22 protein-coding genes are annotated in these 22267 nt (G+C 68.3%); 6 read left to right on the top strand and 16 right to left on the bottom strand.

Annotated features, from left to right (window positions below; genetic code table 11):
* Positions 1–125 precede the first annotated feature (125 nt).
* The gene (gene gltX / locus AC6R2M_RS08800; RefSeq protein ID WP_500481258.1) at positions 126–1547 is read left to right on the top strand and encodes a glutamate--tRNA ligase; all 1422 of its coding nucleotides are present in this window, start codon (positions 126–128) and stop codon (positions 1545–1547) included.
* Between the two features lie 139 nt (positions 1548–1686).
* The gene (gltA, locus tag AC6R2M_RS08795; RefSeq protein WP_500481256.1) at positions 1687–2973 is read left to right on the top strand and encodes a citrate synthase; all 1287 of its coding nucleotides are present in this window, start codon (positions 1687–1689) and stop codon (positions 2971–2973) included.
* A 627-nt stretch (positions 2974–3600) separates the two neighbouring features.
* Here the strand turns inward: gltA and lpxB are convergent.
* From lpxB to AC6R2M_RS08725, 14 genes are all read right to left on the bottom strand, one after another.
* Positions 3601–4752: a lipid-A-disaccharide synthase gene (gene lpxB / locus AC6R2M_RS08790; protein ID WP_500481254.1), complete on the bottom strand. Its 1152-nt coding sequence runs from the start codon at positions 4750–4752 to the stop codon at positions 3601–3603.
* Positions 4749–5648 (bottom strand): LpxI family protein, encoded by a 900-nt coding sequence (locus AC6R2M_RS08785; protein ID WP_500481252.1) that lies wholly within the window; start codon positions 5646–5648, stop codon positions 4749–4751. Before AC6R2M_RS08785 ends, lpxB begins: the two co-directional genes overlap by 4 nt.
* On the bottom strand, positions 5621–6424 hold the full coding sequence (gene lpxA, locus AC6R2M_RS08780) for an acyl-ACP--UDP-N-acetylglucosamine O-acyltransferase (RefSeq protein WP_500481250.1): 804 nt from the start codon (positions 6422–6424) through the stop codon (positions 5621–5623). The genes AC6R2M_RS08785 and lpxA overlap by 28 nt, the downstream gene beginning before the upstream one ends.
* Positions 6421–6897 carry a 3-hydroxyacyl-ACP dehydratase FabZ gene (gene fabZ, locus AC6R2M_RS08775; RefSeq protein ID WP_500481248.1) on the bottom strand — a complete coding sequence of 159 codons (477 nt, stop codon included), beginning with the start codon at positions 6895–6897 and terminating at the stop codon, positions 6421–6423. The genes lpxA and fabZ overlap by 4 nt, the downstream gene beginning before the upstream one ends.
* Positions 6890–7951 (bottom strand): UDP-3-O-(3-hydroxymyristoyl)glucosamine N-acyltransferase, encoded by a 1062-nt coding sequence (lpxD, locus tag AC6R2M_RS08770; protein WP_500481246.1) that lies wholly within the window; start codon positions 7949–7951, stop codon positions 6890–6892. Before lpxD ends, fabZ begins: the two co-directional genes overlap by 8 nt.
* A 249-nt stretch (positions 7952–8200) precedes the next feature.
* Positions 8201–10678 (bottom strand): outer membrane protein assembly factor BamA, encoded by a 2478-nt coding sequence (gene bamA / locus AC6R2M_RS08765; protein WP_500481244.1) that lies wholly within the window; start codon positions 10676–10678, stop codon positions 8201–8203.
* A 210-nt stretch (positions 10679–10888) separates the two neighbouring features.
* The gene (rseP, locus tag AC6R2M_RS08760; protein WP_500481242.1) at positions 10889–12025 is read right to left on the bottom strand and encodes an RIP metalloprotease RseP; all 1137 of its coding nucleotides are present in this window, start codon (positions 12023–12025) and stop codon (positions 10889–10891) included.
* A gap of 72 nt (positions 12026–12097) precedes the next feature.
* Entirely contained in the window at positions 12098–12949 is an 852-nt protein-coding gene (locus AC6R2M_RS08755) for a phosphatidate cytidylyltransferase (RefSeq protein WP_500481240.1), read from the bottom strand.
* A 7-nt stretch (positions 12950–12956) separates the two neighbouring features.
* Positions 12957–13643 carry an isoprenyl transferase gene (locus AC6R2M_RS08750; protein WP_500487546.1) on the bottom strand — a complete coding sequence of 229 codons (687 nt, stop codon included), beginning with the start codon at positions 13641–13643 and terminating at the stop codon, positions 12957–12959.
* A gap of 92 nt (positions 13644–13735) precedes the next feature.
* Positions 13736–14296 carry a ribosome recycling factor gene (frr, locus tag AC6R2M_RS08745; protein ID WP_500481238.1) on the bottom strand — a complete coding sequence of 187 codons (561 nt, stop codon included), beginning with the start codon at positions 14294–14296 and terminating at the stop codon, positions 13736–13738.
* 19 nt (positions 14297–14315) lie between these two features.
* Positions 14316–15035 carry a UMP kinase gene (gene pyrH / locus AC6R2M_RS08740; protein WP_500481236.1) on the bottom strand — a complete coding sequence of 240 codons (720 nt, stop codon included), beginning with the start codon at positions 15033–15035 and terminating at the stop codon, positions 14316–14318.
* 161 nt (positions 15036–15196) lie between these two features.
* Positions 15197–16123, bottom strand: a complete 927-nt coding sequence (gene tsf, locus AC6R2M_RS08735) for a translation elongation factor Ts (RefSeq protein WP_500481235.1) — start codon at positions 16121–16123, stop codon at positions 15197–15199.
* A gap of 112 nt (positions 16124–16235) precedes the next feature.
* Positions 16236–17042, bottom strand: a complete 807-nt coding sequence (rpsB, locus tag AC6R2M_RS08730) for a 30S ribosomal protein S2 (protein WP_500481233.1) — start codon at positions 17040–17042, stop codon at positions 16236–16238.
* A 159-nt stretch (positions 17043–17201) separates the two neighbouring features.
* Entirely contained in the window at positions 17202–17981 is a 780-nt protein-coding gene (locus tag AC6R2M_RS08725) for an EipB family protein (RefSeq protein WP_500481231.1), read from the bottom strand.
* Positions 17982–18056: 75 nt separating this feature from the next.
* Here AC6R2M_RS08725 and AC6R2M_RS08720 point away from each other — a divergent pair, with 75 nt between their 5' ends.
* The 4 genes from AC6R2M_RS08720 to AC6R2M_RS08705 all read left to right on the top strand — a co-directional run bounded on the left by AC6R2M_RS08720 (position 18057) and on the right by AC6R2M_RS08705 (position 21065).
* Positions 18057–18521 carry a RidA family protein gene (locus AC6R2M_RS08720; protein ID WP_500481229.1) on the top strand — a complete coding sequence of 155 codons (465 nt, stop codon included), beginning with the start codon at positions 18057–18059 and terminating at the stop codon, positions 18519–18521.
* A gap of 5 nt (positions 18522–18526) precedes the next feature.
* Positions 18527–19255, top strand: a complete 729-nt coding sequence (locus tag AC6R2M_RS08715) for a glycerophosphodiester phosphodiesterase family protein (protein WP_500481227.1) — start codon at positions 18527–18529, stop codon at positions 19253–19255.
* A gap of 143 nt (positions 19256–19398) precedes the next feature.
* Positions 19399–20595: a GNAT family N-acetyltransferase gene (locus AC6R2M_RS08710; protein ID WP_500481225.1), complete on the top strand. Its 1197-nt coding sequence runs from the start codon at positions 19399–19401 to the stop codon at positions 20593–20595.
* A gap of 35 nt (positions 20596–20630) precedes the next feature.
* A complete protein-coding gene (locus tag AC6R2M_RS08705; RefSeq protein WP_500481223.1) occupies positions 20631–21065 on the top strand; it encodes an HIT family protein in 435 nt (144 codons plus the stop codon).
* Here AC6R2M_RS08705 and AC6R2M_RS08700 read toward each other — a convergent pair.
* Positions 21060–21425, bottom strand: a complete 366-nt coding sequence (locus AC6R2M_RS08700; RefSeq protein WP_500481221.1) for an AzlD domain-containing protein — start codon at positions 21423–21425, stop codon at positions 21060–21062. The genes AC6R2M_RS08705 and AC6R2M_RS08700 overlap by 6 nt on opposite strands.
* Positions 21418–22167: an AzlC family ABC transporter permease gene (locus tag AC6R2M_RS08695; protein WP_500481219.1), complete on the bottom strand. Its 750-nt coding sequence runs from the start codon at positions 22165–22167 to the stop codon at positions 21418–21420. Before AC6R2M_RS08695 ends, AC6R2M_RS08700 begins: the two co-directional genes overlap by 8 nt.
* Positions 22168–22267: the final 100 nt, after the last annotated feature.

Genomic DNA, 22267 nt, shown 5'->3' with positions numbered 1-22267 from the left:
GCTCCCCCCTATGCTACACAGCGCACGCGAAAAGCCGAGCGGAAAGACGGGCCCGTAAGGCGGGACTCTCGATCGTTCCGCGCCCCCTTCGCCCGGCCGATCCCGACCTCATGGAGCCTCCCCGCATGTCCGACCGCGTCGTCACCCGCTTTGCGCCCTCCCCGACCGGTTACCTGCACATCGGCGGCGCGCGGACCGCGCTCTTCAACTGGCTCTATGCCCGCCATACCGGCGGCACGATGCTCCTGCGGATCGAGGACACCGACCGCGAGCGCTACACGCCGCAGGCCGCGCAGGCGATCATCGACGGCCTGGAATGGCTGGGCCTCTCGCCGGACGAGCCGCCCGTCTCGCAGTTCGAGCGCGCGAGCCGCCATCGCGCGGTGGCCGAGGAGATGGTCGCCAAGGGCGGCGCCTACTACTGCTATGCCAGCCAGGCGGAGCTGGAGGAGATGCGCGAGCGCGCCAAGGCCGAGAAGCGCCCGCCCCGCTACGACGGCCGCTGGCGCGACCGCGACCCGTCCGAGGCGCCGGAGGGCGTGAAGCCCGTGATCCGGCTGAAGGCGCCGCTCGACGGCGAGACCCTCGTCGCGGACCGGGTTCAGGGCGACGTGCGCTTCCCGAACAAGGATCTCGACGACCTCGTGCTCCTGCGCTCGGACGGAACGCCCACCTACATGCTCGCCGTAGTCGTGGACGATCACGACATGGGCGTCACGCACATCATCCGGGGCGACGACCATCTGACCAACGCGGCGCGCCAGACGCTGATCTATCGGGCGATGGGGTGGGACGTGCCGATCATGGCGCACATCCCGCTCATCCACGGGCCGGACGGGGCCAAGCTCTCCAAGCGCCACGGCGCGCTCGGCGTCGAGGCCTATCGGGAGATGGGCTATCTCCCGCAGGGCCTGCGCAACTATCTCTCCCGGCTCGGCTGGAGCCATGGCGACGACGAGATCATGTCGCTGGAGGACATGATCGCCTGGTTCGACATCGCCGACGTCAACAAGGGCGCCGCGCGGTTCGACTTCGCCAAGCTCGAAGCGGTCAACGGCCACTGGATGCGGGCGGCCGACGACGCGGAGCTGGTCGATCGGCTGATGGTCGAGCGCGATCATCTGCCGAACGGCGCCATCCTGAAGGCGAAGGACGACGAGACGGTCCGCCGTCTTCTGACCGAGGCGATGTCCGGCCTGAAGGAGCGCGCCAAGACGCTGGTCGAGCTCGCCGAGAGCGCGGCCTATCTCTTCGCGGAGCGTCCTCTGGCCGTCGAGGAGAAGGCGGAGGCGATCCTGTCGGGCGGCGGGCGCGAGATCGTCGCCGGCCTTCTGCCGCGCCTGTCAGCCGCGCAGGAGTGGAGCGCGGCCTCGCTCGAATCGATCGTGCGGACCTATGCGGAAGAGAACGAACTGAAGCTCGGCAAGGCGGCCCAGCCGCTGCGCGCCGCGCTGACGGGTCGCACCACCTCGCCCGGCGTCTTCGACGTCCTGGCGGTTCTGGGGCGCGACGAGGCGCTTGCCCGGCTGAAAGATCAGGCAGCCTGACGGGCCGCATGGTTGCGCCGCAACAGGATCGCGGCGAAAACTTGTTCGACGGATGCCTTTCGTCTAGGCATTCAGGACCTAATTCCGACGAGTGCGCTGCAGCGGAGTTTCTCCGGGCGGCCGTGATGAAGGGAAAGCCATGAGTGATACGGCCAAGCTTTCGTTCGACAGCAAGGACGCCGATTTCCGCGTGCGGCACGGCACGATCGGGCCGGACGTTGTCGACATCGGCGCGCTCTACAAAGAGACCGGGATGTTCACCTACGACCCCGGTTTCACCTCGACCGCGGCCTGCGAGTCGAAGATCACCTATATCGACGGCGACGAGGGCGTCCTCCTTCATCGCGGCTATCCGATCGAACAGCTGGCCGAAAAGGGCGACTTCCTCGAGACCTGCTATCTCCTCCTCTACGGGGAGCTGCCGACCGCGCGGGAGAAGGAGGACTTCGTCTACCGCGTGACGCGCCACACGATGGTGCACGAGCAGATGAGCCGGTTCTACACGGGCTTCCGCCGCGACGCGCACCCGATGGCGGTGATGGTCGGCTCGGTCGGCGCGCTCTCGGCCTTCTACCACGATTCGACCGACATCTCCGATCCGCACCAGCGGATGGTGGCCTCGATCCGGATGATCGCGAAGATCCCGACGCTCGCGGCGATGGCCTACAAGTACCACATCGGCCAGCCTTTCGTTTATCCGCGCAACGACCTCTCCTACGCCGAGAACTTCCTTCACATGTGCTTCGCCGTTCCGTGCGAGCCCTATGAGGCGAACCCGGTCCTGGCCAAGGCGATGGAGCGGATCTTCATCCTCCACGCCGACCACGAGCAGAACGCCTCCACCTCCACGGTGCGTCTGGCCGGCTCGTCGGGCGCCAATCCCTTCGCCTGCATCGCGGCGGGCGTCGCCTGCCTCTGGGGCCCCGCCCACGGCGGCGCGAACGAAGCGGCGCTGAACATGCTGACGGAGATCGGCACCGCCGATCGCATCCCCGAATACATCCAGAAGGCGAAGGACAAGAACGATCCCTTCCGCCTGATGGGCTTCGGCCACCGGGTCTACAAGAACTACGACCCGCGCGCGAAGATCATGCAGCAGACCTGCCACGAGGTTCTGAACGAGCTCGGCATCAAGGACGATCCGACGCTGGAAGTGGCGATGGAGCTGGAGCGCATTGCGCTGCACGACGAATACTTCGTCGAGAAGAAGCTCTACCCGAACGTCGACTTCTACTCCGGCATCACGCTGCGCGCGCTCGGCTTCCCGACGACCATGTTCACCGTGCTCTTCGCGGTGGCGCGCACGGTCGGCTGGATCGCGCAGTGGAAGGAGATGATCGAGGACCCCGAGCAGCGCATCGGCCGTCCGCGTCAGCTCTACACCGGCGCGCCCAAGCGCGACTACGTGGCGCTCGACCAGCGCTGATCCGGGTCTCCCGAACGAGTGAAAGAGGCGCCCGCGGGCGCCTTTTTCTTTGGCAGTCGCCTGCCTGCGCCGGCGAACTTATCCCCTTCTTGCGAAGCTGAGGCATTCTGTTGCCGACCGGAGGGGTCTTCGGGCGGGCGCGAGCGATCGGCGATTCCGTTTCGAGACCGCCTTCGGGGAGCCCGACGAGGGCGGCATCGCTTCCGGCGCGCGACGGAAGAAGCGCTGTCGTCGTGCCGGCTTCGGTCCGGGATCGCAGACAGCCCAACGCCCCGATAGGGCGACATCGGGCCGAGGTCCCGTCCCCGCCGGGGTTCACCCGGTCTTGCAGGAAGGCGGAGCGCCGGATTTCGACCCCACACTTTCTCTTACTTTTACAGGCGCTCCGCGTTCCTTCACTGACAGGCTGCGGCCGTCATGCCCCCCTCTGCCTGCCGGCATCTCCCCCTCCAGGGGGGAGATCGCAGTTGTGCGCCCCGTGTATTTCTTCGAGCTGTCCAGGATGCGAAGCCGTCGAACGAGTTCGATCTCCCCCCTTTGAGGGGGAGATGGCCGGCAGGCCAGAGGGGGGCGCCGAGGAGCGGGGCGCACGGAGCGTTGCGATGACCGCCCCCTGACTAGCTCCCCCTACCGCCGCCGCTCGATCTCGCGCAGCACGATTTCCGCCGCGGCCTCGCCCGGCGGACGGTCCACCGTCATGCGGCGACGCAGTTCGTCGAAGCCTTTGAGCTGCGCGGAACGCTCCGGCGTGTCGGTGAGCAGGCGCTCCAGCCGCCGGCCCAGAAGGTCGGCCCGCACGAATTCGTGGAAATGCTCGGGGACCAGAGGATGATCGACGATCAGGTTCGGCAGCACCGCCGTCCAGCCGGTGATGATGTGGCGCAGCTGATAGGCGACGGGGTCGAGCCGGTAGGCGATGACGGTCGGAACGTTGGCCAACGCCAGCTCCAGCGCGACGGTTCCCGAGGCCGCGAGCGCCGCGTCGGCGGAGGCGAAGGCCTGCCATTTCGCCTCGTCGCCGAAGACCAGCTCGGGCCGGTGCTCCCAGCCTTTCAGCTTTTCCTCGATCGCCGCCCTCACGCGCGGGATGACGGGCAGGACGGCGGTGAGCTCCGGAATGCGCCGCTTGAGGAAGGCGTAGGTTCGGCCGAAATCGTCCATGAGGCGTGAGACTTCGCCGCGCCGCGATCCGGGCAGGATCAGGAGCCGGGGCGGCGACGAAGGCGCTCCCGGCCTTCCGCCGAGCCCCGACATGATCGCGGCCAGATTCGGCTCGCTCATCAGGGGATGGCCGACATAGGTCGCGGGCGGTCCGCCCTGCGCCCTCAGAAAGTCCGGCTCGAACGGAAACAGGCAGACGGCGTGGTCCACGGCGAGCGTCAGCGCCTCCGTCCGGCCCGGCCGGTAGGCCCACACGGCGGGCGGCACGATGTTGACGATGGGCAGGCTTGGCCGCGCCTTGCGGATGCGGGTGGCGACGCGATTGGTGAAGGTGAAGCTGTCGATCGTCACGACCGCGTCGGGCTCGGCCGCGAGGATCGCGTCGCTCGTCTGCGACAGGCGCCGCATCAGCTGCGGAAGACGCGCCAGGATGCCGCCGATGCCGATGATCGAGAGCTCCTCGATGTCGAAGAGGCTGCGCAGCCCCTCGCGCTCCATGGCCGCGCCGCCGAGGCCGACGAGCTGAAGGTCGTCGCCGACCCGCGCCCGAAGCGCGCGCGCCAGATCGGCGCCGATCCGGTCGGCCGATTCCTCGCCGAGGACGAAGGCGATCTTCATGGGGCCTCTCCTTCGCTCATCCCGTAGAGAAACAGTCCGCCCCGATCCGCGCGCTCCACGACGGCCTGCGCGTCGATGAGGAGCGCGCTGCCGGCGCTGAGCGCGATGCCGGTCAGGCCCGCCTCGGCCGCTTGCGCGACCGTCTCGACGCCGATGCTCGGCAGGTCGAAGCGGTGGTCCTGCTGAGGCTTGGCGCGTTTCACCAGAACGCAGCGCTCGGACTTGCCGATGCGCCCGCGCTTGCGCAGGTCCGCCACGCGCGCCAGCATCTCCCGCGTTCCCTCGATGCCCTCCAGCGCGATGACGCGCTCCGGCGAGGCGACGGCCGCCTGGCCGATATCCTCGGCGCCCAGCCAGTCGGCGGCCCGCGCGGCCCGCGCGATGGCACGGCGGTCGCCCTCCGTCGGGCGGTGACCCGTCAGGCAGCCCGCCGGAGCCAGAAGTTCGGGCAGGAACTCGTGCACCGCGTGCAGCACGAAGCCGCGCCGCTCGAAAGCACCGCCTACGGCCCGCAGCAGACTGTCGTCGCCGCCACGGGTGATGCGCAGGATTTCGGGCAGAAGCGCCAGCGTTCGAAGGCTCGGGATCAGCGAGCGGTAGTCGGGCCGGATCGAGATGGTGCCGCAGAAGGCGACATGCCGGACGCCGCGCGACGTGAAGTGCGGAAAGACGTCGCCCGTCCTGCCCCAGGAAAGAGGGCGCGCCACCGGCCGCGCCCAGTCCTCGCGCTGTCCGTCCGCGACGGTCACGATCACCGGCGTCCAGCCGGCGCGCTCGGCGGCTTCGGCGAGGAGCTGCGGCAGGCGCCCGCCGCCCGCGACGATGCCGAAGCCCTCGCCGGGACGGTCCGGGGCGGGCGGCGCCGGGCTCAGCCCTTCGGGCTGCGCGGGAAGCACAGCGCGCGGTCTCCGCCCGAGCGGATGAAGCCGAGAAGGTCCTGGACGAGCGGATCGTCCGGGAACTCGGCCTCCACCTCGTCCATGTTCTCCTTGAACGTCAGATCGTCGGAGAAGAGGACGCGATAGGCCTTGCGCACGTTGCGCACGGCCTCGCGGCCGAAGCCGGCGCGCTTCATGCCGATGACGTTCAGCCCGGAGAGATAGGCCCGGTTGCCGAGCACCATGCCGAAGGGAATGACGTCGCCTTCGACCGCCGCCAGCCCGCCGATATAGGCGTGGTGGCCGATCCGCGTGAACTGGTGGATGCCCGAACCGCCCGCGATCGTCGCATGGTCGCCGATCACGCAATGGCCGGCGAGCATGACGTTGTTGATGAGCGTCACGTTGTCGCCGATCACGCAGTCATGGGCGACGTGCGCGCTCGTGAAAAAGGAGCAGTTGTCGCCGACCGTCGTCTCGTTGCGGCCCTGGATCGTGCCGGGGTTCATCGTCACGCCTTCGCGGATCAGGCAGTTCCTGCCGATCACCAGACGCGTGTCCTCGCCGCGATACTTCAGATGCTGCGGGGCGTGCCCGATCGAGGCGAAGGGGAAGATGTTCGCGCCCTCCCCGATCGTCGTGTTGCCGAACAGGACGACATGCGAGCGCAGCTTCGCCCCGGCGCCGAGCACGACCTGCGGTCCGATCCGGCAGAAGGGGCCGATCTCGCAGCCCTCGCCGATCACGGCCCCGTCCTCGACGATCGAGGTCGGGTGGATGATGGTTTCGCTCATGCGGTGGATGTTTCGTCCTTTGGAACGAGCATGGCGCTGACGCTGGCCTCGGCGACCTTCGACCCGTCCACCTTGGCGACGCAGTCGAACTTCCAGATGTTGCCGCGCTTCTTGGTCTGCTCGACGTGATACTCGATGCGGTCGCCCGGAACGACCGGCTTGCGGAACTTCGCCCCGTCGATCGTCATGAAGTAGACGAGCGCCGGGGTACCGCTCTTCTGCGCCAGAGTGCAGATGGCCCCTGCCGTCTGCGCCATTCCCTCGATGATCAGAACGCCCGGCATGACCGGGGCCTTGGGGAAGTGACCCTGAAAATGCGGCTCGTTCATGGTCACGTTCTTGATGCCGATCGCGCGCCGGTCGCCGTCGATCTCCACGATCCTGTCGACGAGGAGGAACGGATAGCGGTGCGGAAGCAGCTCCATGATCTTCAGGATGTCGACGCTCTCCAGCGCCCTGCTCGCCTCACTCATCGCTCTTACCCGTTCTCTTGCGTGCTGCCTTCGCGCTGTCGCGCACCCATGTCACTTCGCGGAACCAGTCGCGCACGTCGTGCGCCGGAACGCCCCCCCACCGCGCGCCCGCCGGCACGTCTCCCGCGACCGATGAGACGGCGGCGATCTGCGCGCCGTCGCCCACCGTCACATGGCCGTTGAAGCCCGACTGCCCGCCGACCTGGACGCCGTTCCCGATCGTCACCGAGCCGGAGATGCCGACCTGGCTGACGATGATGCAGTTGCGGCCGATCGACACGTTGTGCGCGATCTGGACCTGATTGTCGATCTTGGTGTTCTCGCCGATCACCGTGTCGCGCAGCGCGCCGCGATCGACCGTGGTGTTGGCGCCGATCTCCACATTGTCCTGGATGACGACGCGCCCGACCTGGACCATCTTCAGGATACCGGTCGGCCCGCTGGCGTAGCCGAATCCGTCCTGCCCGATCTGGACGCCGGGATGGAGGATGACCCGGTCGCCGATCAGCGCATGCTGGATGGTGACGCTCGGGCCGATCCGGCAGTCCCGGCCGACCTTGCAGCCGGCGCCGACGACGCTGCCGGGCGACAGGATCGTGCCGCGACCGATCTCGGCCTCGGGCCCGACGGAGGCGAAGGCCTCGACGATCACGCCCTCTTCCAGACGCGCGGACGGGTGGACGTCCGCCTTGGGCGAGATGCCCTCGCCCGCCCCGAACGGACGAGGCGCGAGGGCTTCGGGGAAGAGTGCACGGCCCGCCAGCGCGAAGGCGCTCTGCGCGTCCTTGACCACGAGGCCCTGAACGCCGCTCGGCAGAAAGCGCGCGTGCTTCTCCGGCAGGATGACGAGCCCCGCCCGCGTGGCATCGAGCTGATCGCGGTAGCGGGAATTGTCGAAGAAGCTGACGTCGCTCGCACCTGCATCGGCGAGCGTCGCGATGCCGGTCATGCGGCGATCGGGATCGCCCTCTCCCCGCAGTTCGCCGGAGCAGAGCTCGGCGAGCTCGTTCGGGGTCAGGCCGCAGCCCGGGGCGAAGAAGGATGAGCTGGACATTGCGCGTGCCGCCTGCGGTTTGCAGAGATGCGGCCGAGGGCTGCCGCCTGCCCGGGCCACCGCCTGCCCATCGGGACGAGGACAGGCCGCTCCGGACCATCGACCCTACGGCATAGGCCCGAAAACCGAACCCGACTCTCGGGCCTGTGCCACGATTCAAGGAGTGCAGCGACCCTTGCGCGTTCGCGTGAACGCTCGGCGCTCCGGGCCGGAACGGCCCGAGGATCGAGCGATCCCCGAGCCTTCGCGTCAGAAGCGGGAGGAGAAGCCGAAGGAGAATTCCTGCGTGCGGTCGAACTCCTCCTCGGCCAGCGGCACCGCGTAGTTCACGCGCAGCGGACCGAAGGGCGAGGCCCAGATGAGGCCGACACCGGCCGAGGCGCGCAGCGCGAACTCGTCGCCGACGACGCCCGGAGCATCCGAATCCTGCACGCCCCAGAGCGAGCCTGCATCCGCGAAGGCCGCACCACGGAAGCCGAAGTCGCGGCTGACCAGCGGCAGCGGGAAGGTGACTTCCGCGCTGGCGTTGACGAAGTTCTCGCCGCCGAGCGCCACGCCGTTCTGGCGCGGGCCGATGCCCTGGTGGCGGAAGCCGCGCACGATGTCCTGGCCGCGGAAGAAGTTGTCGAAGACGCGCAGGTCGCCGCCGAGCGCGGAGACGTTGCCGCCGCCCGCCGAAAGCTGGCTGACGAGATCGTACTCTTCCGACAGGAGCGTGAAGAGCGAACCGCGGCCGGTCGTGCGGATGAACTCCGCGTCGCCGCCCAGACCCGCGAACTCCTGGCCGACCTGCGCGAAGATGCCCTCGCGCGGGTCGTTCTGGTTGTCCAGCGTGTTGTAGCTGAACGCGTAGGCGATCGAGGAGGTCGAGTACGGGCTGTCGCAGATCGCCTGGTTGATGATCGGCGAAAGCGTGAAGGGCGGCGCACCGGCCGTGCCACCTTCGCCGGGCAGACCCGCGAAGGTGGGTACCCCCGCAGCATTCCGCGCGCCCGGATCGCCGCAGGTGCTGGAGATCGGGTTGCCGGCGCCGTCGATGCCGAAGAGCTGGCCCGTCAGCGGGTTGACGGTCAGGCCGAAGCTGTCGCCGAACGTCTCTTCCTTGTAGTTGTAGGCGAGCTGCGCGGTCAGGTTCTCGGTGAGCGGAGCCGCGATGCGGAGCGAACCGCCGATGCGCTCGATGTCGTAGCCGCCGCCGGTGCTCTCGTTGCGGTAGATGTCGAAGCCCGCCGCCAGACGACGGCCGAGGAAGTAGGGCTCGGTGAAGGAGAGCTGGTAGTTGCGCGTGTTCTCGCCGAAGCCCGCCGAGACGCGCACGAACTGGCCGCGGCCGAGGAAGTTGCGCTCGGTGACGCTGACCTCGGCGACCGGGCCGGAATTCTCGCCGCCCGTCGTGTAGCCGCCGCCGATCGAGAACTCGCCCGTCGACTGCTCGGCGACCTGCACGACCACGATGACACGGTCCGGCTGCGAGCCCGGCGCGGTGGAGACGTTGACGCGCTCGAAGAAGCGCAGCGCCTCGAGGCGTTGGCGGGCGCGCTGGATCAGCACCTGGTTGAAGGCGTCGCCTTCCGACACGTCGAACTCGCGGCGGATGACGTAGTCGCGGGTCTTGGAGTTGCCGCGGATCTCGATCCGCTCGACATAGGCGCGCGGGCCCTCGTCGATGACGTAGTCGATGCCGATCGTGTTGGAGTTGAAGTCGCGGTCGCCGCGCGGCGTCACCTGCGCGAAGGCGTAGCCCTGCGCGGCCACGGCGTTCGTCAGATTGACGAGCGTGTCCTCGACGGCCTCGGCGCTGTAGACCTGCCCCGGGCGGGTGTCGAGCTCGCGCTGCAGCGCGGTCGCGTCGATGCCCGACACGGTCGAGTCGATGTTGATCTGGCCGAACGTGTAGCGCTCGCCCTCGTCCACCGTGATGGTGATGAAATACTGGTTCGACGTCGCGTCCAGCTCGGCGACCGAGGAGACGATCCGGAAGTCCGCATAGCCGCGATTGTAGTAGAAGCGCCGCAGCGTCTCCTCGTCGGCGCGCAGGCGGTCCTCGTCATAGATGTCGGAGCGCTGCAGGAAGCCGAGAATGCCGGTCTCGCGGAGCGCGATGACCTCCTTCAGGCGGCCGTCGCGGAAGGCGCTGTTGCCGACGAAGTCGATGCGCGCGATGCGCGTGCGGTCGCCCTCGTTGATCGTGTAGACGACGTTGACGCGGTTGCCGTCGACCGGGACGGTCGAGACGCTGACCGTCGCGTCGCTGCGGCCGACGCGCGTGTAGGCGGCGCGGATCGCCTCGACGTCGGCCTGGGCCGTGGAGGCGTTGTAGGCGGCGCGCGGCGCGGTCTGGACCGTCGCCTGCAGCTGCTCGGTGCGGATGCGGCTGTTGCCCTGGAAGACGACGCCCGCCACGATCAGGTTCTCGTCGACGTCGACGATGAGCGTCCCGCCCGAGCGGCTGATGCGCACGTCGGAGAAGAGGCCGGTGGCGAAGAGGCGGGTGACCGCCGCGTCGATCTCGGCGGCGCTGACGTTCCGGCCGGGCGAGATCTGCGCGAGGCCGCGGATCGTGTCCGCCTCGACGCGCTGGTTGCCGCGCACCTGGACGCTGGACACCGTCTGCGCGGCCGCCGCCGAGACACCGGCGGACTGCACGGCGACGATGGAGACCGCGAAGACGGTCGACGACAACGCCGCTGCCGAGAGGGCGTTGAGAAGCTTCGATCCAGCCTTCATAGGCATAGTCACCCCGTATTCCATAGTCGCAGCGGGACAATCCCCTGACCCATGCGATCCCTTGGACCGGTTGTACCGGCTTCGGGCCCGCATTCAACCAAACTGAACCCGATCCGTTTAGGATTCGGAAAACAGTTGCCGCCGAGCCACGTGCGTCGGGCGGCATGGTTAACCGGTCGTTTCTGTCCTCGCGCGAAGCCCCCAGTCCCGCTAACCCCGATAGAGATTCGCGAGATCGTTCCAGAAGGCGAATAGCATAAGACCGATCACGAAGGCGAGGCCGATCCGGAAGCCGATCTCCTGCGCGCGCTCGCCGAGCGGCTTACCGCGCACCGCCTCGTAGGCGTAGAAAGTGAGGTGCCCCCCGTCGAGCATCGGGATCGGCAGAAGGTTCAGAAGGCCGATCGAGACCGACAGGAGCGCCGCCAGCTGGAGCAGCGAGGCGAAGCCGTAGGTCGCGGCCTGCCCGGAGACCTGGGCGATGCGGATGGGCCCGCCGATCTGGTCCGTGGGCTGGCTGCCGGTGAACATGCCGCCGATGAAGGAGACCGTGCGCTCGGTGACGAACCACGTCTGGTTGGCGCCGTAGCCGAGCGCCTGCGGGATCGAGACCTCCTCGGTGCGGAAGGAGGAGGACTGGTCGTTGGCGACGACGCCGATGACCGGCATCGGGAACTCGTTGCCGAAATTGTCCGTCTGGATGCGCGTCTCGGGCACGACGGTCAGCTCGATCGGCTCGCCGGCGCGCTCGATCCGAAGGTTGATCGGAACCCCCGCGCGGCTGGCGATGTGCTGCTGGAGGTCGGAGAAGTAGGCGATGTCCGTGCCGTCCGCGGTCAGGATCCGGTCGCCGGGCTGCAGCCCGGCCGCCTCGGCGGGCGAGCCTTCCGTCACCTCCGCGATCACCGGATCGCCGACGAAGCGGCCGTTGAAATAGGCGACCGAGGCGAAGATCGCGATGGCGAGGATGAAGTTCGCGATCGGCCCGGCGGCGACCGTCGCCGCGCGCTTCCAGACGGGCTTGGCCGGGAACGCCCCTGCCCGCTCCTCGGCGCTCATCCGGCCGACGGCCTCGTTGTCCGGAACGCTGGCGGCGTTCTCGTCGCCGAGGAACTTCACGTAGCCGCCGAGCGGGATCGCGCAGAGCTTCCAGCGCGTGCCGTGCCGGTCGTTGAAGCCGACGATCTCGGGGCCGAAGCCGACGGCGAAGGCGAGGACGCGGATGCCGCACCAGCGGCCGACGAGATAGTGGCCGAGCTCGTGGAAGAAGACGATGACGGTGAGGACGAAGAGGAAGGGAATGATCGTCCCGACGAAGCCGCCGCCGAGCCAGCCCAGGAATTCCATGTCGGTCAGGTCCTTCTTCGTGGCCGGATCACGGCCCCTAATCGTCGATCTTGGTCGAATTCCGGTTCGCCGCTAGAGCCGGAAGATCGCCCGTGCCGGCTCGTCGAACCCGCGCTCCAGAAGCGCGATCAGCCACAGTGCGGCGGTGGCGACGATCAGGGCGTCGATCCGGTCCATCAGACCGCCGTGGCCGGGAATGAGCCGTCCCGAATCCTTCACGCCGAAACGGCGCTTGATCCAGGATTCGTAGAGATCGCCCGCCTGCCCGAGCGTGGAGAGGATCGCGGAGACGAAGAGCACGTAGGCGGTGACGTTGCCGGAGACGACGAAGCTGTAGAGGCCCCCGAAGACCATTCCGGCGACGAGTCCGCCCAGGGCGCCCGAGATGGTCTTCTTCGGGGAGACGAGCGGCATCAGCTTCGGCCCGCCGATGGAGCGGCCCGCGAAATAGGCGAAGATGTCGGTCGCCCAGACGACGCAGATGACGAGGCCGAGGGAGGCGAGGCCTTCCGGGTCGTTCCCGCGCAGCATGCCGGGGGCGATGCCGGCGAGCGAGGCGTAGAGAAGCCCGCCGCCGACCCAGACGGCCTTCCTCTCGTTGCGATCGACGAAGGCGACGAAGCCCGCCGCGCCGAAGAGGACGGCGAGCGCCAGGAACTCGAAGCCGAAGACGAACAGGAAGAAGCCGAGGAACAGCGCCCGGCGCGCGAAGAGGTAGATCGGCCCGGCGCGCTTGGCGCGCGTCATCCGCGACCACTCGTTGAAGACGATGACGGCCGTGGCGAAGCAGAGGATGCGGAACGGCAGGCCGCCGACGATGGCGACGGCCAGGACCGCCAGACCCAGAACGACGGCGGAGACGAGCCGGGACTTCAGGTCGATCCAGGATTGCCCCGCGGTCAGCCGTCCGAGTCCGAGCCCCATCGGCCGCTCAGGACGCGATGTCGCGCGACAGGCCGCCGAAGCGGCGGTCGCGCGAGGCATAGTCGGCGACCGTGTCTTCGAAGGCCTTGCGGTCGAAATCGGGCCACAGGCACGACAGGAAGGCGAATTCCGAATAGGCGGCCTGCCAGAGCAGGAAGTTCGACAGGCGCAGCTCGCCCGACGTGCGGATGATGAGGTCCGGATCGGGGATGCCGGCGGTGTCGAGATGCTGGTCGAGCGTCTCGACCGAAAGATCGTCGATGGAGACCGCGCCCGACTTCAGCTTCTCGGCGATGCGGCGCATGGCGCGGGCCACCTCGTCGCGCGCGCCGTAATTGAAGGCGATCACGACCGTCATGGCGTCGTTGTCGCGCGTCAGCGTCTCGGCCTCTTCGAGAAGCGAGCGGATGTCGGCGGGCAGGTTGTCGCGCGCGCCGATGACGCGAACGCGCACGCTCTCCTTGTGGAGCTCGGCGAGATCGCGGCGGATGAAATGCTTGAGCAGGCCCATGAGGTCGCTGACCTCGTCCGCCGGGCGGCTCCAGTTCTCGGAGGAGAAGGCGAAGAGCGTCAGATAGGGGATGCGCAAGTCGGCGGCGGTCCGCACGGCCTCGCGCACGGCTTCCACCCCCTTGCGGTGACCGGCCGTGCGCGGCAGGCCACGGGCCTTCGCCCAGCGACCGTTGCCGTCCATGATGATCGCGACGTGTCGAGGGTGCCTCACGGCCGATCGCCTTTCCAACGCTCTTTCACGACTGCCAGAAAGCAGCGTATCGGCCGTAAAGCCTATACCTGCATGATTTCGGCTTCCTTGACAGTCAGAAGACGGTCGATCTCGGCGATCGTGTCGTCGGTCATCTTCTGGACTTTCTCGGAGGCCTGGCGGCTCTCGTCCTGGCCCATGTCGCCGTCCTTTTCCGCCTTCTTCAAGGCGTCCATGCCGTCGCGGCGCACGTGGCGGACCGCGACGCGGGCGCTCTCGCCGTACTGGTGCGCGACCTTCACGAGCTCGCGGCGGCGCTGCTCGTTCAGCTCCGGCAGCGGAATGCGCAGCGTGGTGCCGTCCGTGATCGGGTTCAGGCCGAGGCTCGACTCGCGGATCGCGCGCTCGACCGCGCCGACCATCGACTTGTCCCAGACCGAGACGGCGACCATGCGCGGCTCGGGAACGGTGACGTTGGCGACCTGGTTCAGCGGCATCGACGAGCCGTAGGCGTCGACCGTGATGGGGTCGAGCAGGTTCGCGGAGGCGCGCCCCGTGCGAAGGCCGGCGAGATCGCCCTTGAAGGACGTGACGGCGCCTTCCATGCGGCGCTTCAGCTCGTTGAGATCGGTGGCCGATGTCATGTCGTTTCCTCTCAAACTCTCAATCGGAGACGATCGTCGAGCGTCCCTCGCCCTTCAGGATGCGGGCAAAGCCGCCGGCATCGTGAATGGAGAAGACGACGATCGGAATCTTGTTCTCGCGCGCCAGGGCGACGGCGGCGACGTCCATCACCGCGAGCCCGCGGCCGAGCACCTCGTCGTGCGTCAGGCGGTCGTAGCGGGTGGCGGTCGGGTCGAGCTTGGGGTCGGCCGAATAGATGCCGTCCACCTGCGTGCCCTTCAGAAGCGCGTCCACGCCCATTTCGGCGGCGCGCAGGGCGGCGGCCGAGTCGGTCGTGAAGAACGGGTTGCCCGTGCCGCCCGCGAAGATCACGACCTTGCCCTTGTCGGCATGGGACAGGGCGACGAGCTGCGAGAAGCTCTCGCAGATCTCCGGCATCGGGATCGCCGACAGGACGACCGAATCGACGCCGAGCTTGGACAGCGAGGTCCGCAGCGCGAGCGCGTTGATGACGGTGGCGAGCATGCCCATCTGGTCGCCCGTCACGCGGTCGCCGCCCTTGGAGGCGACGGCCACGCCGCGGAAGATGTTCCCGCCGCCGACGACGATCGAGATCTCCGTGCCGAGCTCGCGCGCTTCCTTGATGTCGGCCGCGATCCGGTCCGCGACCGCCACGTCGATCCCGAAACCCTGGGCGCCCATCAGCGCCTCGCCGGACACCTTCAGGAGCACGCGTTTGAAGCGCATGTCGCTCGTCATGGATTTTCCCGTCAAAATGCCGGACCCGCGATACAGGAAGGGCGCCGGCTTCTCAAGCGAAGCGGCGCCCTTCGGATTGTCGAACCGGCGCGAGCCGGGCTCGCCCCTTGCCGCAGTCTCCGACGCCGAAGCGATTCCGCTTCGGCTGGAAATGCTCTGGCTTACTTCTTGCCGGCGGCCGCGGCGACCTCGGCGGCGAAGTCGCTCTCCTCGCGCTCGATGCCCTCGCCGAGGGCGAAGCGCACGAAGCCGACGATCTTGGCCGGGGCGTCGAAGTCCTTCTCGGCGGCCTTGAGGGCGCCCTCGACCGTCAGGTCGGGGTTGATGACGAAGTTCTGCTTCAGGAGGACGACCTCCTCGTAGAACTTGCGCAGACGGCCCTCGACCATCTTCTCGATGATGTTCTCCGGCTTGCCCGACTGGCGGGCCTGCTCGGAGAAGACGGCCTTCTCGCGCTCGACGACGGTCGGGTCGATCTCGGCATCGGTCAGCGCCAGCGGGTTCGTCGCCGCGACATGCATCGCGACCTGACGGCCGAAGGCGTTGAGCGCGGCCTTGTCGCCGGCCGATTCGATGGCGACGAGGACGCCCATCTTGCCGAGGCCGTCGACGACCGCGTTGTGGATGTAGGTCGCCACGACGCCCTCGGAGACCTGGAGCTGGGCCGAACGGCGCAGGCTCATGTTCTCGCCGATGGTCGCGACCGCGTCCTTGATCGTGTCGGTGACGGTCTTGCCGCTGCCGGCATGCGTCGCGGCGCCGACCGCCTCGACCGAACCGTCGGTCGAGAGAGCGGCGTTGGCGACCTCGCGCACGAGCGCCTGGAAGGCCTCGTTGCGGGCGACGAAGTCGGTCTCGGAGTTCACCTCGACGACGACCGCCTTGTTGTCGGCGGCGGCGACGCCGATCAGACCCTCGGCGGCGGTGCGGCCCGACTTCTTGTCGGCCTTGGCGATGCCCTTGGCGCGCAGCCAGTCGATCGCGGCTTCCATGTCGCCGTTGGTCTCGGCGAGCGCCGTCTTGCAGTCCATCATGCCTGCGCCGGTCTTCTCGCGCAGTTCCTTCACCATGGAGGCGGAGATCGTCATGGGTCAGCCCTCTTGATCATGAAAGGGCGCACCGGTCCCTCTTGGGAGGTGCGCCTGAAATCGGCGGCGCCATAAGGCGCCGCGCTTGTGTCGTCGCGATGAAGACGCCGGATCAGGCGGCCGAGGCGGTCGCCTCGGACTCGGCCGGGGCCTCGCCCTCGGGCGCCGCGTCGAGCGACTCCTCGACCGGAGCCTCCTCCATCGCGCCGATGTCGACGCCCGAGGCGCCGTGCTGGCGGCCGATGCCGTCGACCGCCGCGCGGGCGATCAGGTCGCAGTAGAGCGAGATCGCGCGGGCCGCGTCGTCATTGCCCGGGATCGGGTAGTCGATCGGGGCCGGATCGCAGTTCGAATCGACGACGGCGACGACCGGGATGCCGAGGCGCTTGGCTTCCTCGATCGCGATCGACTCCTTGTTGGTGTCGATGATGAAGATCATGTCCGGCACGCCGCCCATGTCCTTGATGCCGCCGAGCGCGCGGTCGAGCTTGTCGCGCTCGCGCTGCAGGGTCAGGCGCTCCTTCTTGGTGAAGCCCTGGGCTTCGCCGGCCAGGAGATCGTCGAGCTTGCGCAGACGCTGGATCGAGTTCGAGATCGTCTTCCAGTTCGTCAGCATGCCGCCGAGCCAGCGGGCGTTGACGTAGTACTGGGCCGAGCGGTTCGCCGCGTCGGCGACGATCTCGGAGGCCTGGCGCTTGGTGCCCACGAAGAGCACGCGACCGCCGCGGGCGACCGAGTCGGACACGGCCTGCAGCGCGCGATGCAGCATCGGCACCGTCTGCGCGAGGTCGAGGATGTGGATGTTGTTGCGCGCGCCGAAGATGTACGGCGCCATCTTCGGGTTCCAGCGGTGCGTCTGGTGGCCGAAGTGAACGCCGGCCTCGAGCAGCTGGCGCATGGAATAATCAGGAAGAGCCATTGGATAGATGTCCTTGACCGGTTGAGCCTCCACGGAAAAGAGACAGGCCGGATGGCCTGCCACCGGTGGGGCCGGCGCGCGAAGACGCTCGTCGATCCCGAATTCCGTGTGTGGAATAGCGCGGCCCCTACACCAAAAGGGCCGGTCCGGCAAGCCCGGTCAGCCGCAGTCCGAAGGCCCCTCGCCGAGCGTCAGCTCGCTCAGCGAGCCTTCGAGGGCGTAGTCGCCGAAGTCGATGTAGAGGTCGTCGGTGACGCCGTTCTCGAACAGCGTGTAGCGCGTGTGGAAGGTGGGCAGGCCGTCCGCGTCGCTGGAGGAGTTGTAGTAGGACTCGTCCACCCGCCAGCCGTTCAGGCCCTCGATGCCGTCCGGCCGCTCGGCGTTGCCCTGCAGGGGCGTGATGATGGCGGTCGTCGTCAGCACGTCGTCGCCCTCCACGTCGCCGTCGTAGAGCGGGCCCTGGACGATGCGCTCGCCGGCGCGGGCGCGCTCAATGATGCGGCGCGTGTGTCCGAGGGGGAAGAGCGCCGCCGGAATCTCGAAGGTGCGCTCCACCGGCTGGCGCATCTCGACCCGTGTCTGGTCCTCGCGCGTTCGCGCGCTTCCCTCGACCCGGCTCTGCTCGATGCCGTCGACGAGGCTGGTCGCGGTGAAGTCGTAGCTCGTGCCGTCCCGGCCCTCGCTGGCGAGGATGCGCTGGTCGGTCAGCGTCACCTCGTCCTCCTCCCCGAAGCGGGCGACGAAGCGGTAGTCGAGGTCGTAGGCCTCGCAGCTGGGCGCCGACAGATCGATGGCGATGCGCCCTTCGACGCCCGTCAGGCCGAGGGTATGCTCGGCCAGCGAAAGGTCGTAAACGCCTCGGTGTGGGGCGAGTTCGACCGCAAGGGCGGAGCCCGCCGGCAAGAGGCCGGCGAGAAGGCACAGGCTACGCGACAGCATCGAATCATTGTCCCCAATTCTTACGGCACGACGCCGTCCCCGATCCCACCCGTGACGAAGAATGCAGGAGATTTCATGTCCGAAACGATCCAGTCCCGTCTTGAGAAGGCCGGCGTCACGCTTCCGCAGGCTTCCGCCCCGGCCGCGAACTACGTGCCGACCGTGACCTTCGGCAACATCCTGCAGACGTCGGGCCAGCTCCCGATGGAGAACGGCGCGCTGGCGGTGACGGGCCGTCTCGGCTCGGGCGTCTCGCTGGAGGACGGCCAGCGCGCGGCGCGCCTGTGCGCCATCAACGTCCTGGCGCAGGCGCAGGCGGCTCTCGGCGATCTGGACAAGATCGGCCGTCTCCTGAAGCTCACCGTGTTCGTCGCCAGCGACGACGCCTTCACCGACCAGCACAAGGTCGCCAACGGCGCCTCGGACTTCATGGTCGAAATCCTCGGCGACAAGGGCAAGCACGCCCGCTCGGCCGTCGGCGTCTCGCAGCTGCCGATGGGGGCGGCCGTCGAGGTCGAAGCCTTCTTCGAGATCGCCTGAGCGCCATGGCCGTCCATCGCGACATCGGCTGGCTGACGGCTCGGCCGATCGCCCATCGCGGGCTGCACGACGCGGCCCGCGGCATCCACGAGAACTCGATCTCCGCCTTCCGGGCGGCGATCGAGGCGGGCTATGCCATCGAATGCGACATCCGCCTTTCGGCGGATCGCGTGCCGATCGTCTTCCACGACGCCGAGCTGGACCGCATGACGGGCGCGAGCGGGCTCCTGCACCAGGCGCAGGCGTCCGACCTCTCCCGCCTGCGCCTCAAGAGCGGCGTGGACGGCTTGCCGACCGTCGCCGAACTCCTCGAACTGACGGCGGGCCGCGTGCCGCTGGTGGTGGAGATGAAGGGCGTGGACGCGGCAAGCGACGCCGGGTTCGGCGACTTGCTTCGTCCCCTTCTCGAAGCCTATCGCGGCCCCCTCGCCCTCATGTCCTTCGACCACTGGCTGATCGACGAGGCCTCGACCCTGTCCGAGATGGTGCCGGTCGGCCTGACGGCGGAGGGCACCCGCGCGGAGATTCTGGCGGTCCACCGCGAGGCCTTCGGCGAGCGCTGCTCCTTCTCCTCCTACAACGTGCACCACCTCGACAATTCGTTCGTGCGCTGGGTGCGCGAGGAGAAGCATCTGCCGGTCATCAGCTGGACCGTGCGGACGGAAGAGGATGTCGCCGAAAGCGGACGATTCGCCGACCAGATCACCTTCGAAGGCTTTTTGCCGCAGGGTTAGAGCGCCGTGCGTCCGTCCGGACGCACAAAGGTCGCTCTCACTCTTTGAATCTGCGCATCAGGCTTTCCGAAAATCGATTCCGATTTTCGGGCCGATGCTGTGGGCCTTGCGGAAGGGAGCCCTTCGCCCGACATGACCCGCGCATGAGCGAGACATCCGAAGAGAAGACGATCACCGTGCGCGTCGCGGACCGGATCGGCGATCTGGACGCGGCGGCCTGGGACCGGGCCGCCGCGACCGGTGGCGGGGGAACCTCGCTCAACCCCTTCCTGCGCCACGCCTTCCTGTCCTCGCTCGAGGATTCGGGCAGCGTCGGGCAGGCCGCCGGCTGGCTGCCCCAGCATCTGGTGATGGAGGACGAGGACGGGCACGCCCTCGGCTTCGTCCCGGCCTATCTGAAGGGGCACAGCCAGGGCGAATACGTCTTCGACCACGGCTGGGCGGACGCCTTCGAGCGGGCGGGCGGGCGCTACTATCCCAAGCTCCAGGTCTCGGTGCCCTTCACGCCCGCGACCGGCCCGCGCCTTCTCGTCGGCCCGAATTCCGGTTCGGACGGCGCCCGCGCGGCTCTCGCCTCGGCCGTCGCGGGCTATGTGGTGCAGACGAAAATCTCGTCCGCGCACGCGACCTTCCTTCAGCCGGACGACCTCGCCGCCTTCGAGGACGCCGGCTTCCTCCACCGGACCGACCAGCAGTTCCACTTCGTCAATCGCGGCTATTCGAGCTTCGAGGACTTTCTCGGGACGCTCGCCTCGCGCAAGCGAAAAGGGCTGCGCAAGGAGCGGCAGGCGGCGCTGGAGAACGGCATCACGGTCGAGCGCCTGACGGGCCGCGACCTGACCGAAACAGTCTGGGACGCCTTCTTTTCCTTCTACATGGACACGGGCAGCCGCAAATGGGGCCGGCCCTATCTGAAGCGCGCCTTCTTCAGCCTCGTCGGCGAGCGCATGGGCGATTCGATCGTCCTCGTTCTCGCCAGACGGGACGGTCGGGCCATCGCCGGAGCGCTCAATTTCGTCGGCGCGGATCGCATCTACGGCCGCTACTGGGGCTGCGTCGAGGACCACCCCTTCCTGCATTTCGAGCTCTGCTACCATCAGGCCGTGGACTACGCGATCGAGCACGGCCTCTCGGTCGTGGAGGCGGGCGCACAGGGCGAGCACAAGCTGGCGCGCGGCTACGAGCCGGTGACGACGCATTCGGCGCACTACATCGCCCATCCGGGCCTGCGCCGTGCCGTGGCCGATCATCTGGAACGCGAGCGCGCGGACGTGGAGCATGTGCGCGAGGTGCTGTCCGAGCACACGCCTTTCCGCAAGGACGGCGGCGTTCCGGAGTGATAAAGCGGGGCCTTCCGCTGACCGGAGGCTCACCGATGACGAACACGCCCTACGACGACCAGAACATCTTCGCCAAGATCCTGCGCGGGGAGATCCCGTCCGAGACGCTCTTCGAGACCGAGGACGCCGTCGCGATCATGGACGTGATGCCGAAGTCCAAGGGGCACAGCCTCGTCATCCCGAAGGCGCCGTCGCGCAACCTTCTGGACGCGGAGGACGAGACCCTGGCCCGGCTGATGCCGCAGGTGAAGCGGCTCGCGCGCGCCGTGACGAAGGCGTTCGGCGCCGACGGCGTCCAGATCGAGCAGTTCAACGAGGAGCCGGCCGGACAGACGGTGTTCCACCTGCACATCCACGTGGTGCCGCATTATTCGGGCGTGCCGCTGGAGAGGCATGCGACCCGAATGGCCGACCGCGCCGTTCTGGCCGAGCATGCCGAGGCGATCCGCGCGGCGCTTCGGACGCTATAGAAGCCCGGCCTGCCACGCGCCCGCGAGCAGGACCAGCTGCGAGGCGACGATGCCCGCGACGATCGAGCGGCGGGCGAAATAGTAGGTCGCAAAGCCCACCGCGAGCCCGCCGATCCGTGCCCAGGCCGGCACCTCGGCGAGCGAGCCGGTGGGATAGAGGACGAGGCGCGCGATCACGGCGGCGACGAGCGCCGTCGCGATGGCCCGCACGAGCTGCAGGACGGTGGAGTCCTCCGAGATCGAGTTCGCCGAGAGAACGCCGAGATAGCGCCAGACGCCCGTCGGCAGCCAGCCGGCGAGGACGATGAAGAGATAGGGCCACCAGGGCGACGGCAGGCCGAAGAAGGTCAGGTCAGACATTGGCGCCTCCCTTGCGCGCGTCCAGCGAGCGGCCGACCAGGAAGGCGAGCACCCCGCCGACGATCCCCGCGATGAGGATGTCGAAGGCCGGAAACAGCCAGTTGGCCGGCGGGATGAGGGCGATGCCGGTGAAGAGCCCGACGCGGCTTGCCGTCGCCCGCGACGTGCCGAACAGCGAGGTCAGGAAGTAGACCGGCGTCAGGAAGGCGAGCGCGCCCGTGGCGATGGCCGGCAGTTGCCCCATGACGTTGAAGAGCAGCGCGACGAGGACCGTGTTGAGGGCGGTCAGCGTCACCGCGAAGCCGGCGAGGAAGGTCGTGCGCATCTCGCGCGGGACGTCGCCGATTCGCTCCATGGCGAAGACCCAGTTCGTCACCGCCACGAAGTGAGAGAGGAACAGGAGCGTCCGCGTCCGGGTGCCGCCGGCCCGCAGCTCCGGCATCAGCGCGACCACCATCGGCATCAGCCGGACGGAGGAGAGCGCGACGGCGAGCGCCGTCGCCGGAAGGGTCGCGCCGGCGGTGACGGCCCCCAGGATGATGAGCTGGGCGGGCATCGCCCAGACCGTCACCGTCATGAAGGAGGCCTGGAGCCAGTCGAGCCCGGCATCGCGCGCGAGCGCGGCGAATCCCACCATCGAAAGGGTGAGGATCAAGGCCGGCGCGCTGGCGAGGCCCCGGACGCCCCGCAGGAACCATCTGAGCCGGTTCTTGTCGTCCGGCTCCGGGGATAGGGCGTCCATGGTCGTTCCGGCCTCATGCCTTCTGCGGCATCGGCCCAAAGGCCGGATGCGCAGGCTCGAAGAGTGGGAGCGCCGACGTCAAAAGGGCCGCTCACGGGCG

It is taken from the genome of Aureimonas sp. CAS (assembly GCF_059838215.1).
Note: the sequence above shows the minus strand (reverse complement) of the source record. Positions and strands in the feature narration are given on the sequence as shown.